Raw genomic sequence first — 14936 nt, 5'->3', positions numbered from 1 at the left:
CGTCGAGACGGTCTCCCCAGAGCCGCCACGGTGACCTACCGGCCAAACAGCGCCCGTGGCACCGGGGTGGACACGTTGACCGCTCCGTACATGCTTCCCCGTGCGGACGTCGACCCACTCCTGGACCGCGCGCCACAACGCAGGTAACGACAAGGTCCGGTCCTGCCACGACAGGACCGGACAAGGCAGGCAGTCGTTACGACGTACTAACGCTCTTGAAACAGATCGTTGCGAATGTTTCCTCGTTGATCATGAGGCCCGTCGATGGGCCTCCGATCGAGAGGAGACATGGTGGCCATTCCACAGACCCGCAGACAGTTTCTCCAAGCCGTCGGAGTGACCGGCGGAGCGGGTGTCCTCTACAGCACGATGGGCGCGCTCGGCCTGGCGCCCGCGCACGCGTCGCCGCCCTTCCGCGCGCCACGCGAGTCCGACTTCACGCTCACGGGCCGCGCGCACCGGTCGGTCCTGATCCTCGGCGCCGGCATCGCCGGCCTGGCCACGGCGTACGAGCTGCGCAAGGCCGGCTACAAGGTACGCATCCTGGAGGCGCGCAAGCGGCCCGGCGGCCGGAACTGGACGGTGCGCGGAGGCACCGTCGAAACCGACCTCGACGGCCACACCCAGCGCGCCCGCTACGCCAAGGGCCAGTACCTGAACGCGGGGCCGGCCCGCATCGCCCAGCACATGGTCACGCTCGACTACTGCCGCGAGCTGGGTGTGCCGATCGAGATGTTCGGCAACCAGAACGCGGACGGCTACTACTACAACGAGGGCGTGGGCGCGCTGTCCGCCACCCCGATCCGCCACCGCACCGCGAAGGCCGACGTCTACGGGTACGTCTCGGAACTGCTCGCCAAGGCCACCGACCAGGGCGCGCTGGACGGCCAGCTCACGAGCGACGACAAGGAACGGCTGCTCGCGTTCCTGCGTAACTTCGGGTCGATCGGCGGGCGGGCGGACGGCTGGAAGTACACCGGCAGCACGCGGCGCGGCTACCTCGTCGACCCGGGCGCCGGCACCGAGGCCGGCACGCCCAACCTGCCCCCGTACGCCCTCTCCGACGTGCTGGCCAGCGGGGTGGGCCAGTACTTTTCGTTCGAGTTCGGCTGGGACCAGGCCATGCTGATGTTTCAGCCGGTGGGTGGCATGGACCGCATCGCGTACGCGCTGGAGGACGCGGTCGGCGGCGAGCGCATCACGTACGGGGCGGAGGTGCGCTCGATCACCGACAAGGGCTCGGGGGTGGAGGTCGTCTACACCGGACCCGGCGGGCGGCTGAGCGTCGCGTCGGCGGACTTCTGCGTCTGCACGATCCCGCCGCAGGTGCTCGTGAAGATCCCGTCCAACCTCACGCCGGCGGTCAAGGACGCGCTCGCCTACGCGCAGCCGGTGAGCACCGGCAAGATCGGGCTTCAGTACGGCCGGCGGTGGTGGGAGGAGGACGACAAGATCTACTCCGGCATCACCAACACCAACCTGGACCTCTCGACGATCTGGTATCCGTCGTACGGCTACCACGGCGCCAAGGGCATCGTGGTCGGCTACTACAACTTCGGCGGCAACGCGGACGCGTACAGCGCGCTCACGCCTGCCGAGCGCCAGGCCCGCGCGATCGAGCAGGGCGTGAAGATCCACGGCGAGAAGTACCGCACCGAGCTGGAGACGGCGTTCTCGGTGGCGTGGCGGCGCACGCGGTACAGCGAGGGCGGCTGGGTCTCGTGGCCCTCCCGCACGAGCGGCCACTATGGACGGCTGCTGGAGCCGGACGGCAACGTCTACTTCGCCGGAGACCACCTCAGCTACTACATCGCCTGGCAGGCAGGCGCCTTCGAGTCCGCCCGCAAGGTCGTCACCGACCTGCACACCCGCGTCCTGTCCAGCTAAGGGGTCAACCATGCGCATGTCCCGCCGGCTCCTGGCCGTCACCCTTCCCACCGCCGCGGTCTCCGCCACGGTGGCCGCCCCCGCGTCCGCACACGGCGGCCGCTCCCGGCTGCGGCCGACCGAGGTCGAGCCCAACCTGCCCGCCGGGCAGAGCAACCCCCTCATCGCGAACGGTGTGAGCGTCGGCGGCCTCGTCGCGCTCTACCGCAGCAGCGGCACCGGCCCGGCAGCCCGCAACACCGGTGCGCCGGCCGGGACGCCGGAGGCGTACATCGACCCGGCCCAGTTTCCCGGCGCCGCGCTGCCGGCCGGCGTCACGATCACCGAGGCGCAGAGCTGGAACGCGCTGGCCCGCATCGCCGAAAACCTGGCCTCGGTAAAGCTCGACGTCGGCGACGTCATCTCGATGCGCGTCTTCCTGGACAACGCGCCGGGCTCACCGTCGGCCGACTATGCGGGGTGGAACCGCGCGTACCGCCAGTTTTTCGCCAACATCGACCTCGTCAGCGGCGCCGTGGTGCCGGTGCCGCTAGGCACCGCGCCGCCGGCGCCGCCGCACGTCCCCAACCGCGCCAGGCCGTCCCGCACCACGATCGAGGTGGCCAGCCTGCCGGTGGCGGGCTGGCTCGTCGAGGTGGAGGTGGAGGCGGTCATCCGCTGATCGTCAGGCGTCGCTCGCCCGCGCGAGGGCGGCCAGGCGGGTGACCAGGTCGGCCGGGGTCGGCAGCTCGGCCATCCGGGCGGCCGCCGCACGCGCGGACGCCGCGGTCGTGGCGTCGGCCAGCAGCTTCGAGACCGTGCCGGCGTCGACCTCGGCCGGCGGGCACCAGGTGCCCAGGCCCAGGTCGGCGGCGGCGCTCGCGTTGATGAACTGGTCGGCGCCGTGCGGCAGGATCAGCTGGGGCACGCCGGCGGCCAGCGCGGCCATCGTCGTGCCCGAGCCGCCGTGGTGGACCACCGCGGCGGTGCCGGGCAGCAGGTGGTGGAGGGGGACCCAGCCGACCGGGCGCACGTTGGGCGGGAGCTTGCCGAGCGGGGCCAGGTCGGCATCGCCGCCCAGCGCGAGCACGAAGTCGGCGTCGACGTCGGGGGCGGCGGCAAGCATCCGGGCGAGGCCGCCCACGCCCTGCAGGCGCGGCACCACCGTGCCCATCGTGATCAGCACGCGCGGGCGCTCGGGCGGCCGCCACAGCCACTCCGGGAGCCCGCCGCCGGCGTTGTAGGGCACGTACCGCATAGACCAGGCCTCGCCCCGCGGGCCCAGCATCATCTCCGGCGGGGCGACGTGGATGACCGCGCGGCGGGCTGGGAGGGCGAGTGGCGTGCCGGCCCGCTCGTACGCCTCGGCGAGGTGGGGCAGGAAGCGGGCCGCGAGGTCGGGCTCGCTCTGGAGGCTGAAGCCGTGCTCGACGGCGGGCACGCCCAGCGCGCGGGCGGCCGCCAGGCCGGCGCCCTGGAGCCGGGAGTGGACCACGAGGTCGGGCCGCCACCGCCGGGCCGCTTCGACGGTCGCGGCGGCCGTCACCGCGGAGACCTGGCCGAACGTGCGCAGCAGCAGCTCGTGCACCTCGTGCCCGGCCTCGGCGATGCGCCGCCCGCGCTCGCTCATCCGGCGGGCGCGCTCGTCGGGTGGGCCGGTGGCCGCGCCGAAGATCGCCGCGATGGCGCCGGCCGGTGCGGTGTCGACGGTCGCGAGCCCGGCGTGCGCCGCCGCCTCGACGCTCTCGGCCGCGGTGGCGACCAGCACGTCGTGGCCGGCAGCGCGGAGTGCCCAGGCGAGTGGGACGGTCGGGAAGAGGTGGCCGATGCCCGGGGAGACCGCGAAGAGCACGCGCACCGGGCCAACGGTAGCATTGACCGACGCGAACCCTCGTTCGTCCATCATGGAGGATCCGTGGCCAAGCCCGGCGACATTCCGTTCACCGTCGACCTCCACATGCGACTGCTGCTCAGCCTCGACCGCGGCCACGCCGTGCAGCGGGCGGTGGCCGCCGCGGTGCGGCCCGGCGCCCGGGTGCTCGACGCCGGCACCGGCAGTGGGCTGCTGTCCTTTGTGGCCCTGTCCGCGGGTGCGGGCGAGGTGGTGGCGGTCGACCGCCACCACGTGGAGATGGCGCGGGCGCTGGCCGCGCACAACGGGTTGACCGACCGGATGACGGTGGTCGAGGGCGACCTGTCCCAGCTTGAGCTGTCCGGCGTCGACCTGAGCCGCCGCTTCGACCTGCTGCTCGCGTTCATCCACGTCAACAACCCGCTGGTCGACGAGGACCGCGCCCGTATGGTGTACGAGGTCCGTGACCGGTTCTGCGCCGACGACGCCACAGTGCTGCCCGAGGCCGTGCGCTACCGCGCGGTGGGGTGCGACCGCCTCGACTGGGACCTGCCCACCGAGCTGGCCGACCTCGACGAGGCAGCCGGCAGCCTGCGCGGGGCGTACGGGCTTGACTTCCAGCCGCTGGTCGACGCCGCCAAGCAGGGCGTCGCGCGGTCGGCGAGCCGGCCGGAGAGCGCGGTGCGTCCACAGTGGCGCTCCCCCACCACGATGGGTTCGCTCCGCTTCCCGCGCAAAGACGTGCGGGTGCTGACCGGGAGCCACGACTTCGCGACGTTCGACTACACGGGGCCGGCCTTCACCGGCTTTCCGCCCGAGGTGCGGCTCACGGTCGCCACGCCCGGCCGGCTCAGCGGCGTGATCTGGACGCAGGAGCTGCTCTGCGGTGGGCACTCGGTGTGGACGACGGAGGCGTTCAGTCCACTCGCGACACCCCGCACGGTGGCGGCCGGCGACGAGGTGGTGCTGTCGACCGGCGACGAGTGGCGCGCGACGAACGTGCTGCGCTGACCGTGCGGTTTGCCAGGGTCGATCCGGCAAACCACCGCGACGGGCGGCTCACCAGTAGCCGATGTAGTCCTCCAGGAAGGCCGTGCCGTACGACGGCGAGGCGATGATCCGCTCCAGCCGGGCCATCTGCACCCGGTGCAGGAAGGGCGCGGTCGGCGTGCCCAGGCCAGGCGTGTTGACCAGGTCCATCATCCAGTGCACAAACTCCTGGATGCGCCAGATGCGCGCCAGCCGCGTCTCGGAGTAGCCGTCGAGGCGCTCGTGGTCGTGGCGGATGAAGCGGTCCATCAGCGCGAGCGCGAGCTCCTCCGCGTCGGCCAGCGCCACGTTGAAGCCCTTGCCGCCGACCGGAGGCACCACGTGTGCCGCGTCGCCGGCCAGGAAGAGCGAACCGTGCCGCATCGGCGCGCAGACGAGGCTCCGCATGCGCACCATGCCGGTGGAGAGGATCGGTCCTTCGTGGAGGGTCCACGGCTCGTCCAGCGCGAGGCGCAGCCGGATCTCCTTCCAGATGCGCTCCTCCGGCCAGTCTTCCGTCGTGTCGTCGCGCTCGCACTGCAGGTAGAAGCGGCTCACCTCGGGGGTACGGCGCACGTGCACGCACGAGCCCGACTCGTGGATGGCGTTGATGACGCAGTCGCTGGAGGGCGGCGCCTGCGCGAGGACGGCCAGCCAGGCGTACTCGTACTGGTGCTCGTAGGTGTGCAGCGCGCCGGCGGGCACGGTGCGGCGGGCGACGCCGTACTCGCCGTCGGCGCCGACGACCACCTCGCACTCGATGACCTCGGTGCCGCCGGCCGGGCTCTCCACCTCGATCCGCGGGTGGCTGCCCTCGATGCCGGTGATCACGCGGGCGGGGTCTCGAAGCGGAGGTCGCCGCCGTCGGCCAGGTACGCCTCGACGAGGTCGCGCACGAGAAACTGCTGCGGGTAGATGTAGTGGCTGCGCCCCTGCGCGATCGGGTCGTACCGCAGGGGGTAGCGCCGCCCGCCCATGCGGAACTCGATCTTGTTTTCCACCTGTCCGGTGCTCAGCAGCCCGCCGGCGAGGTCGTGGCGGCGCAGCAGGTCTACCACGCGGTGCTCGACGGTGCCGCCGCGGGAACGCTGCTCCACGTACGCCCGGTCGCGCTGCTCGACGACCACGCAGTCGACGCCGGCCCGGCGCAGCAGAGTGGCGACGAGCATCCCGGCGGGTCCCGCGCCGACGATGCCGACCTGGGTGGTTGTCATCGACGTTGGCTCCGATCGATCGAGGCGGGACGCTCGGACCCGAGGACCGACGTGGGTACGGCCGCGCGGGCCGGCGTGCCCTCGGGGGTCAGCGCGAACAGGCGGGCCCGCATCAGCTGGCGCAGTGCGGTGAGGCCGGCCTGGGTGGTACGGCCGCGGGAGGCGGCGGCCATCCGCAGGCTGGGCAGGACGTCGCCGCCGAAGCGGGCGCAGATGAACTTGTGGGCTTCGTACGCCGTGACGGTCGCGTCGACGAACTGCTCGAACGCCTCGCTCGCCGGCCCTTCGCCGTGCGCCGCCGCGCTCGCCCGCATCCGCGCGAAGAGGCTGATCAGGTGGGCGTGGTCGCGCGTCTGCAACCCGCTGAAGCCCTCACGCACGCTGGGCGGGCTCATCGCCGGGCGGACGAGCGTGTCGTAGTCGAGGGGGCCGAAGTCGGAGGTGAACTTGATCGCCGCCGCCGAGCTGCGCATGAACGCCGCCGCCACCCGCACCGCCGCGTCGGCGTCGGCGGCCGCCTCGCCGTCCGGGTCGCCGTCGCCGGACGCGCTGGCCTCCAGGTAGCAGTTGAGCCCGACCACCACGCCCTGCAGCAGCGCGAAGAAGAACTGGTGGCCGATCAGCCACCGCCGCTCGGGGTCGTAGTCGGTCGCGGTGTGGCGCGGAGCGGGGCGCAGGACGACCGGCACGCCTTCTTTGAGGCGGTCGCCTGCCGCGTACCTCAGCAGGGCGTCCAGCCCCGCGAACATCTCCTGCCACTCCACCGGATCAACGATCGAAAGGCCCATGGCCAGGCCGTTTTCGTGTACCCAAGAATGCGTTTGAAGGAGACCTCGCACAAACGCGAAGGCTGGTCTATGTTTCGCACGGGTGACCCGGAAATAACGGTCATGCTCAACAAACTCGGGGTCGTCACCTTCGGTGGCCACAATGTCCGACCACTCGCCATCCCATAGACCGGGATCGAAGAGCGCTTCAATTACCCCCGAATACGACAGATCGCGTGTCACGTCCGCGACCTGCGCTCTTGTCGTCGGTAACAGTGCAGGATAAGGCAAGCACAATAGGCCACCACGCACGGCGTCCCCGCCCTTCGGAGAAGGTTTCAGGCGACGAGAAATGGACGACGCAGGCCAAACTCAAATCGGCAATTTGGACAGCGGCGCTGCAGTCCCTCAAGATTCTCGGCGAGCACCTTACCCCTGTCAATCCCTCACTCCGATCTTCTACGTAATCGCAGGTAGCGGCCGTGCAAAATCATTTATCAAGTGTGGAACCCATAGGATCGGGTATCGGGAAAACATGGCCACACAACCCGGGCAGCCCCGCGGCCGGCGGGGGACGGTCGGACACGCGTACAGCGCCCTCAACCTGCGACTTCTTCTCGCCACTGCCGGCGCCGTCATCATGATCGTCTTCACCGTGCTGCTGGCACTGGCCGGCCAGCCGGTGCTGGCGATCATCACCGCCGCGCTCGCGGTGGTCGCTGTGATCGACATCGCGGTCGTCGTCCGCCGCATCCGCATCCGCCACCGCGCCGACCCCAACCGCCACTACTCCCTCTTCGAATGATGAGCACTGCCGCCGCGCGCGAGTTGACGACAAAATCAGGGATTTTGCTGGGATCTTGAGTGGCGGGCGCGGAGCGCGGAGCGCGGAAGCGCGCGAGCGGCGCGGCCGGAAAACGGCATGACCGGCGGGCCGGTGGTATTTAGGCTCCGAAGCGTGCGGATGCGCCCATACCGTGATGCCGACCTGCTACCGCTGCAGGAGACCGTCGCCGCGTGGATCGCTGAGGTCGGGCGGTGCGGATATGACCACATCGGCGAGCTGCCCCACCGTATATACGAGAATCTGCGCGGCCGCCGCCCCGTCGGTGAGCTGGTCCAGGTGTGGGAAGACGGGCCGGGCATCGTGGGGCTGGGCATCAGCGGGCGGTTCGGCGAGGCGTTCGATGTGTTCGCGGCGCCGGCGCTGCGCGGCTCGGCGGCCGAGGAGCAGATGCTGCGCGTCGCGGCGGAGACGACCGCCGGGGTGAGCGCGCGGGCGTACGTGGGCACGGATGTCTTCGACTGCGACACCGCGCGCATCGCGCTCCTGGAGCGGCTCGGCTTCGCGCGTTTCCGGGTCTGGGACGACGTGCGGGAGCGGCCGCTCGGTGGGGCCCTCCCCGAGGCCGCGGCGCCTGGCTTCACGGTGCGCTCGGCGACGGTCGAGGACGCGGACGGGCTGGCCGAGGCGCGCAACGCGTCCTTCGGCGAAGACTGGACCGGCGCGCTCTACCGCGACGAGGTGATGGCCCGCCCCGGCTACGACCCGGCGCGCGAGATCGTGGCGGTGGCGCCGGACGGGCGGATCGCGGCCTTCACCGTGTACTGGGTGGACGGTCGCAACCGGATCGGCCACTTCGAGCCGGTGGGCACGCACTCGGCGTTCCAGCGCCGCGGCCTCGCCCGCGCGGTGATGGTGGAGGCGATGGCCAGGATGGCGGGCGCCGGCATCGCGACGGTGACGGTCAACCACAACGCGGACAACGAGGCGGCGCGGCGGCTGTACGAGTCGCTGGGCTTCACGAAGAAGCACGAGACGTACGGTTACCGCCGCGCCACCTGAGCCGTCCCGGCGTCAGTCCCAGAACGGCCGCACCTCGATCGCCCCGTACCTCGCCACGGGGTGCTTCGACGCCACCTCGATCGCCTCGTCGAGGTCGGCACACTCGATGATGTCGTACCCCGCGACCTGCTCCGCGGTCTCGGCGAAAGGCCCGTCGACCAGGCGCACCTCGCCGTCGCGCACGCGCACCGTCGTGGCGTCGCCGGTCGGGCGGAGGCGGTTGCCCTGCACGCGCACCCCGCGCCCGTCCATCTCCGCGACCCACTTCATCGCCGCCTCGGTGACCGCGTTGCCGGCCTCCTCGCCCAGCTCCACCGACTCGTCGGCCGTCACCAGCATCATGTACCGCATGGTTCCTCCTTCGTCGCTTGCTCCCTTGCCCTACGACGAACGGGGCCGCCTCAAGAGGACAGCCGCGGAAACAAATGTCGTGGCTCGGGCAGGCGGCCGTCGACGGGGGTGCACTGGGCGGTGATCCGCGCGGCCGCGTCCGGCAGAAACGGCGCGAGCAGCTCGCCGACCGCCTGGCACGCGGCCAGCAGCACGCCGAGGGCCTGGTCCAGCGCCTCGCCGTCCGTGCGCGCGAGCTGCCACGGCCGGGTCTCCTCGACGTAGCGGTTGGCCTCCTCCACCACGCGCCACACCCCCGCCGCCGCCAGCCGAAAGTCAAAATCCGCCAGCGCCGCGTCCACTCGCCCGGGGGCCGCGCGCCACGCGGCCACCAGGGGGTCGGCCTCATTCAGGTGGTACCGGCCAGGGGCACCGCCGCGATAACGGTGGACCATGCTCACGACCCTGTTGACCAGGTTGCCGAGGTCGTTGGCGAGGTCCCGTTCGTAGCGGGCGGTCAGCCGCGCCACCGTGAAGTCCGCGTCGCCGACCCTCGGGACCTCGCGCAGCAGCCACCAGCGGACCGCGTCCGCGCCGTAGCCCTCCACCAGGGCGACCGGATCCACGACCGCGCCGGAGGACTTACTGATCTTCTTGCCCTCGGCGGTCAGGTAGTCGTGCACCAGCACGTCCGTGGGCAGCGGCTCGCCGGCCGACAGCAGCATCGCCGGCCAGTACACGGCGTGGAAGCGCAACACTCCCTTGCCGACCAGGTGCACCCGCCGGTCGCCGCGCGCCCACCAGCGCTCGTAGTCCTCGCCCGCGCCGCCGTAGTCGAGCGACGTGACGTAGTTGCCCAGCGCGTCCCACCACACGTAGATGACCTGGCTTTCGTCGCCGGGCACCGGGATGCCCCAGCCGCGGGCGCGGGTGTGCGAGCGGGAGATGCTGAAGTCCTCCAGCCCCGCCTCGACGAAGGCGAGCACCTCGTTGCGCCGCGCGGCCGGTTCGATGCGCAGCCGCCCGTCGCGGATGAGCGCGAGGAGGCTGTCCTGGTAGCGGGACAGGCGGAAGAACCAGTTTTCCTCGGCCACCCGCTGCGGCTCGGTGCCGTGCTCGGGACAGCGGCCGCCGTCGAGTTCGGCCGGCGTGTAGTACTGCTCGCACCCCACGCAGTACAGGCCCTCGTAGTGCTTGCGGTACAGGTCGCCGGCCTCGGCGCAGGCCCGCCACAGCCGCTCCACGCCGGGGCGGTGTCGGGGGTCGCGGCTGGTCCGGATGAAGTCGTCGAACGACAGGCCCAGCGGATCGCGCAGCGCCTCGAACGCGCCCGCGTTGCGGTCCACCAGCTCCTGTGTGGACACTCCCTCCGCCGCGGCGGCGAGCACGTTCTTGAGCGAGTTGTCGTCGGTGCCGGACAGGAAGCGGACCGCGTCGCCGCGCTGGCGCCGGTGCCGCGCGAGCACGTCGGCCTGCACCAGCTCCAGGGCGAAGCCGAGGTGCGGCCGGGCGTTCACGTACGGGATCGTGGTCGTCACGTAGTAGGTCGGAGCGGTCATCGGAACCTCCTGGGAAGAGGACCGGGGCCCCGCGCACATGAAGAGAGGCCCCGACTCGGGGGCCTCGTGCGTCCAGCTCGGAGTCTCCCCGCTAGCGGGGCATCATCACCTGGGCTGAGAACGCGTTCACCGGCTCAGGATATCACCGCGGGAAGGGACCGTCCGCGTACCGCTTGGGGATGGCCGACGCCACCGCCGCCGTGAACGCCGTGAACGGGGTCACCGCCACCTCCCGCCGCCCCGCCTTTCCCGCCGCGCGCCAGGTGCCGACGACCTGGCCGCCGCTGACGACCGTGGGCTGGAAGACGCCGTTGCCACCGGGCACGATGCGGTCGGCGTACGCGGCGGGGAGGGCGGCTGAACGGTCGGCGTAGCCGAGCATGTACTCGTCGAAGCCGGGCAGGAGGTGCACCGCCCGGGCCTCCGCGCGGTGGGCGGCGAGCAGGTCGGGGGTGGCGGGATCCATGAGGTACTCGACATCGCCGGCCCGGGTCGCGGCAAGCTCGGGACGGGCGAGCGCGAGACCCGCCTTGACGTCGGCGACGGTGAGGCCGGCCCAGCGGGCGTAGTCCTTGACGGTGGCCGGCCCGTGCCCGCGGAAGTACCGCAGGGCCAGCTCGCCGAGCGCCTCCTCCCGGTCGAGCCGGCGCGGCCGGGGCACCCAGTCGTCGACGAGCACGACAAGCTGCTCGCCGCCGCCCACCGGCCCGAAGCACACCAGGCCGGTCATCGCGAGGTGGCGCAGGATGTGGTAGCCCCGCTGGCCGGCGGTGGAGATGCCGGCCGCCTCCCACACGGCGAGCAGCTCGTCCCGGCGCACCGAGCGGCGCCCACGCAACGACGCCTGTGTGAGCTCTCTCGCGTACCCCATCGTCTTGTCGTCGAGTGCGAGCCCGGCGCGGCGGGCGGCGGTCTTGGCGATCACACGCGGCGCCCCGAGGGTGAGGATCCACGGCAGGTCCTCGGCCGCGACAAGGTGGAGTGTGCCGCGCAGCGGCCACGACTTGACCACCTCGCCCCGGTCGAAGGCCGCCTCCACGCCGGCGCGCGTGCCGCCGGCGGTGCGGAGGGCGACCGAGGTGATCGCGCCGCCGTGGTCCTGCGCCTGCGCGGCGGCCAGCCAGCGCACGGCGGCCGAGGCGCCGGTGTGGCCCGGCCCGGCCACACGCTGCGCGACGAGCCGCAGCATGGCGATCTCCCCCGTGTCCATGGGCGCATCATCGCCGGCCGCCGGGCGCGGGAGCAAACGATGACGCCATGCTGACCCGGTGCTGAGGGGTGGTCGGGAGCCTCTACGGGTCGGGGGTTCGCGCGTTCCCCGGGGCACGGGGTCCGGGGAGCGCGCGAGAAGCGGGGGTACGGCTCAGATACGTCGCGTCGGCTACGCGACAGCCCCACGGCCGACCGGTGCATGGCCGTCGATAGTGATTGCGTGGCACCCCCCGGCTGTCTCGTCATGGTCGCCGCCGCCGGATACGGCAAGACGACGGCGCTGGAGAGCGCGTGCGCTGTGGTGCCCGCGTTCTCCGAAGTGTCCACTCTCGACATCGGCGTCGACGACGTCTGCCGGCTCAGCGCCGCGGAGCAGGTGCGGCTGGCCCGCTGGGCGGCCGGCCTCGGCGACCGCGTGCGGGTGTCGCTGGCCGCTCGCCGCCCACTGGCGCCGGAGGCGGTGGCCGCGCTCCCCGGCCCGGTCACCGAGCGCGGCCCCGCGGACCTCGCGCTCTCCCGTGACCAGGTGCTCCGCACGCTCCGCGACGAGCACGGGGTGGGTGACGCCGACCTCGCCTACCTGGCGTACGAGCTGACCGCCGGCTGGCCGGCCCTCGTGCACCTCGCCGGCACAGCTCTCGACCGGGCCGGCGCGGGGCGGCACGACCTGCTGGCCGCGCTCTCCGAGCCGGGCACGGCGGGCGCTTCGTGGGTGCGCGACCAGGTGCTCGCCGAGCTGCCGGCTCCGGCCGGGCACTTCCTCGACACGGTCGCCGACCTCGGCCCGCTGTCCGAGCCGCTGTGCGCGGCACTCGAACGATCCACTGAGGACGGTGCCGGCGCGATGGCCGCCGCGCTGCGCGGACTGGCGGCCGCCGGGGTGGTCGTGCCGGACCGCAGCCCCGGCGCGCTCCGGGTCGTGCCGGTGATCCGCGCGGTCGTCGCGCACCGGGCCGGGACAGCGCGGCGCGGGCGGCGGGCCGAGGCCGCGCGGTGGTACCGGGACAACGGCCACCCCCTTGCGGCGGCGCAGACCTTCGCGGCGGACGGCGACGACGAGCGCGCGGCTGCGCTTGTCGAGGCGCGCGGCGACGAGATGCTGGCGGCCGGTGGCGGCCCCGAAGTGGCCCGGCTTGTCGACGCGCTGCCGCCCGCCCGCCGTACCCCGCGGCTGCGCCTGCTGCGCGCCGACGCCCTGCGGATGGCCGGTGACGTGGCCGGCGCGACCCGCGCGTTCGCACCGCTGGTGGCCGAGGCGGAGCGCGACGGGCGCTGGCCCGCCGCACTCGCCTGGCGGGCCGCGATGCTGCACTACATGCGCGGCGACTACCGCGGCGCGCTCGACATCCTCGACCGCGTCGCCGGTGGTACGTGCGGCGACGGCGTCCAGGTGCTGGCCGGCCGCGCGACCGTCCTCGTGGTGCTCGGCGAGACCGAGCGGGCGGCCACGGTCGCCGCCGAGGCGCTGGCCGCCGCGGAGCTGGCCGGTGACGACCGGGCGTGGGCGGCGGCGCATCTGGCGGCCGCGCACATCGCCGTGGGCGTACGCCGTGACGAGCACCTGGCCCGCGCCCTCGCCGCCGCCGAGCGGGCCGGCGACGTGGTGCGCCAGGCCCGCCTGCTCGCCAACCAGGCGGACTGCCTGCTGCGCGACGCCCGGTACCCGCAGGCGCTGCGCGTGGCGGCCCGGGCGGTGCGCGCCGCCGAGGTGGGCGGGCCGCCGGGTGTACTGGTGACGGCCCTGCACAACGCCGGCGAGGCGCTGACCAGGCTGGGGCGGTACGACGAGGCGACCCTCCACTTCGAACGGTCCATCCAGGTCTCCCACCGCGCGGGGTTGAGCCGCACGGCACCCGGGCTGTACGGGCTCGGCGAGGTCAACCGCCTGCTCGGGCGGCGGCAGCAGGCGCGGATCGCGTTCGAGGAGGCGGCCGAGCTGGCCCGCGGCCACGCCGAGCTGCAGATCCTCGTGCCCGCGCTGGTCGGCCTCGCCCGGGTGCTCGTCGACTGCGGCGAGCCGGACGCGGCGCGCGAGGCGGCCTCGTCGGCCAGCGCGGCGGCGGACAACCGGATGGCGACCGGGCCGGGCTTCGCGGCGCAGGCGCACCTCGCGCACGGATGGGTGGCGCTGGCGTGCGGCGACGCGGCCGAGGCGGGACGGTGTGCCACGCGAGCCGTCGCGGCGGCGCGGGAGTGCCGCCAGGCGGACGTGCTCGCCGAGGCGCTCGAACTGGCGGCCGCGGTCGGTGGCGAGGCGGGGCCGGCACGCACGGCGCTCGCCGAGGCGGAGGCGATCTGGTGCCGGGCGGGCGCGCAGCCGGCGGCCGACCGCGTGCGGGTACTCCTCGGCCGGCTGCCCGGCGCCGACGGCCCGCAGCGGTGGGCGGCGCGGGAGGCGGCGAAACGCCTGGTCGCCCTCGGTGTGCCGGCCGTGGATGGCGCGCCGCTGCTGCCGGTCGAGGCGGCGCCGGTCCGGGTGTGCGTGCTGGGACGCTTCGACGTGGTGGTCGGTGGGCAGCCGGTGCCGCTGCCGGCGTGGCGTTCGCGGCAGGCCCGCACGCTACTCAAGATCCTCATCGCCCGCCGCGGTCGGCCGGTGCCGCGGGGCGAGCTGTGCGAGCTGCTGTGGCCGGACGACGACGCGGCACGGACGGCACACCGGCTGTCGGTACTGCTGTCCGCGGTCCGCAACGTGCTCGACCCGAGCCGGCAGCGGCCGGCGGACCACTACCTGCGCGCCGATCCCGCCGGGGTCTGCTTCGACGTCGGGCGGGTGACCCTCGACGTGGAGGACCTGCTCCGCGACGCCGCGCACGGCCTGCGCCTGGCCCGCGAGGGGCACGCCGAGCGGGCCCGCGAGATCCTCGCGGAGGTGGACGCGGCCTACCGCGGCGACGCGTTCGACGACGAGCCGTACGAGACGTGGGCGGACGGCCTGCGCGAGGAGGCCCGCGCGGTGTGGCTGCGCGCGCTGCGCGAGCTTGCCGAGCTGTGCCGCCGGGCGGGCGACCTGGACCAGGCGGCGACGACGCTTGTGCGCCTGCTGGTGGCCGACCCGTACGACGAGCCGGCACACCGCGCGCTTGTCGAGGTGCTGCGCGTGGCCGGGCGGCACGGCGAGGCGCAGCGGGCGTTCGCGCGGTGGGCCGGCGCGATGCGCTCGATCGACGCCCCGGTGCCGACGGCGACGATCCTGCGCGCCGGGCGGGCCTCCGCCGCGACGTCGTCGGACGGCAGTCGGGTGGGCGGCCCCGGCTCACC

Annotated in this window: 12 protein-coding genes and 1 pseudogene; 6 read left to right on the top strand and 7 right to left on the bottom strand. The window is 73.3% G+C overall.

Going from position 1 to position 14936, the window contains the following annotated elements:
* Positions 1-291: 291 nt before the first annotated feature.
* Together Phou_RS48470 and Phou_RS48465 are read left to right on the top strand one after the other, a co-directional pair.
* Complete coding sequence (locus Phou_RS48470; protein WP_218579632.1) at positions 292-1887, top strand: flavin monoamine oxidase family protein; 1596 nt, start codon at positions 292-294, stop codon at positions 1885-1887.
* A gap of 10 nt (positions 1888-1897) precedes the next feature.
* Positions 1898-2548, top strand: a complete 651-nt coding sequence (locus Phou_RS48465) for a Rid family hydrolase (RefSeq protein ID WP_218579631.1) — start codon at positions 1898-1900, stop codon at positions 2546-2548.
* A gap of 3 nt (positions 2549-2551) precedes the next feature.
* Here the strand turns inward: Phou_RS48465 and Phou_RS48460 are convergent, their stop codons facing one another.
* A complete protein-coding gene (locus tag Phou_RS48460) occupies positions 2552-3724 on the bottom strand; it encodes a nucleotide disphospho-sugar-binding domain-containing protein (protein ID WP_173071241.1) in 1173 nt (390 codons plus the stop codon).
* 57 nt (positions 3725-3781) lie between these two features.
* Here Phou_RS48460 and Phou_RS48455 point away from each other — a divergent pair, with 57 nt between their 5' ends.
* Positions 3782-4729, top strand: coding sequence for a 50S ribosomal protein L11 methyltransferase (locus Phou_RS48455; protein ID WP_173071239.1), 948 nt, complete (start codon positions 3782-3784; stop codon positions 4727-4729).
* A 48-nt stretch (positions 4730-4777) separates the two neighbouring features.
* Here the strand turns inward: Phou_RS48455 and Phou_RS48450 are convergent, their stop codons facing one another.
* From Phou_RS48450 to Phou_RS48440, 3 genes are read right to left on the bottom strand one after another with little or no spacing between them, the layout of a single operon-like run.
* Positions 4778-5578, bottom strand: coding sequence for an FAD-dependent monooxygenase (locus tag Phou_RS48450; protein WP_173071237.1), 801 nt, complete (start codon positions 5576-5578; stop codon positions 4778-4780).
* Positions 5575-5961 carry an FAD-dependent monooxygenase gene (locus Phou_RS54845; RefSeq protein WP_173071235.1) on the bottom strand — a complete coding sequence of 129 codons (387 nt, stop codon included), beginning with the start codon at positions 5959-5961 and terminating at the stop codon, positions 5575-5577. The genes Phou_RS48450 and Phou_RS54845 overlap by 4 nt, the downstream gene beginning before the upstream one ends.
* Positions 5958-6890, bottom strand: a complete 933-nt coding sequence (locus tag Phou_RS48440; RefSeq protein ID WP_503827022.1) for a 3-methyl-L-tyrosine peroxygenase-related protein — start codon at positions 6888-6890, stop codon at positions 5958-5960. The genes Phou_RS54845 and Phou_RS48440 overlap by 4 nt, the downstream gene beginning before the upstream one ends.
* Before the next feature lie 373 nt (positions 6891-7263).
* Between Phou_RS48440 and Phou_RS48435 the strand changes: the two genes are divergently transcribed.
* The gene (locus Phou_RS48435) at positions 7264-7533 is read left to right on the top strand and encodes a DUF6343 family protein (RefSeq protein ID WP_173071230.1); all 270 of its coding nucleotides are present in this window, start codon (positions 7264-7266) and stop codon (positions 7531-7533) included.
* A gap of 159 nt (positions 7534-7692) precedes the next feature.
* The gene (locus Phou_RS48430) at positions 7693-8574 is read left to right on the top strand and encodes a GNAT family N-acetyltransferase (RefSeq protein WP_246274831.1); all 882 of its coding nucleotides are present in this window, start codon (positions 7693-7695) and stop codon (positions 8572-8574) included.
* 12 nt (positions 8575-8586) lie between these two features.
* On the opposite strand, the gene Phou_RS48425 is transcribed toward Phou_RS48430, so the two are convergent.
* From Phou_RS48425 to Phou_RS48415, 3 genes are all read right to left on the bottom strand, one after another.
* Positions 8587-8925 carry a YciI family protein gene (locus tag Phou_RS48425; protein ID WP_173071226.1) on the bottom strand — a complete coding sequence of 113 codons (339 nt, stop codon included), beginning with the start codon at positions 8923-8925 and terminating at the stop codon, positions 8587-8589.
* A gap of 50 nt (positions 8926-8975) precedes the next feature.
* Entirely contained in the window at positions 8976-10463 is a 1488-nt protein-coding gene (locus tag Phou_RS48420) for a methionine--tRNA ligase (RefSeq protein WP_173071224.1), read from the bottom strand.
* Between the two features lie 142 nt (positions 10464-10605).
* Positions 10606-11673, bottom strand: a complete 1068-nt coding sequence (locus Phou_RS48415) for a winged helix DNA-binding domain-containing protein (protein WP_173071222.1) — start codon at positions 11671-11673, stop codon at positions 10606-10608.
* Positions 11674-11874: 201 nt separating this feature from the next.
* Here Phou_RS48415 and Phou_RS55200 point away from each other — a divergent pair.
* Positions 11875-14805, top strand: a pseudogene (locus Phou_RS55200) (BTAD domain-containing putative transcriptional regulator); the annotation flags it as partial.
* Positions 14806-14936 lie beyond the last annotated feature (131 nt).

This window comes from Phytohabitans houttuyneae, from assembly GCF_011764425.1.
GTDB lineage: Bacteria > Actinomycetota > Actinomycetes > Mycobacteriales > Micromonosporaceae > Phytohabitans > Phytohabitans houttuyneae.
Note: the sequence above shows the minus strand (reverse complement) of the source record. Positions and strands in the feature narration are given on the sequence as shown.

Coding starts and splice junctions, on each gene's coding strand:
- Phou_RS48465 (WP_218579631.1), top strand. CDS start 1,898: ATGCGCATGTCCCGCCGGCTCCTGGCCGTCACCCTTCCCACCGCCGCG.
- Phou_RS54845 (WP_173071235.1), bottom strand. CDS start 5,961: ATGACAACCACCCAGGTCGGCATCGTCGGCGCGGGACCCGCCGGGATG.
- Phou_RS48435 (WP_173071230.1), top strand. CDS start 7,264: ATGGCCACACAACCCGGGCAGCCCCGCGGCCGGCGGGGGACGGTCGGA.
- Phou_RS48430 (WP_246274831.1), top strand. CDS start 7,693: ATGCGCCCATACCGTGATGCCGACCTGCTACCGCTGCAGGAGACCGTC.
- Phou_RS48425 (WP_173071226.1), bottom strand. CDS start 8,925: ATGCGGTACATGATGCTGGTGACGGCCGACGAGTCGGTGGAGCTGGGC.
- Phou_RS48420 (WP_173071224.1), bottom strand. CDS start 10,463: ATGACCGCTCCGACCTACTACGTGACGACCACGATCCCGTACGTGAAC.
- Phou_RS48415 (WP_173071222.1), bottom strand. CDS start 11,673: ATGGACACGGGGGAGATCGCCATGCTGCGGCTCGTCGCGCAGCGTGTG.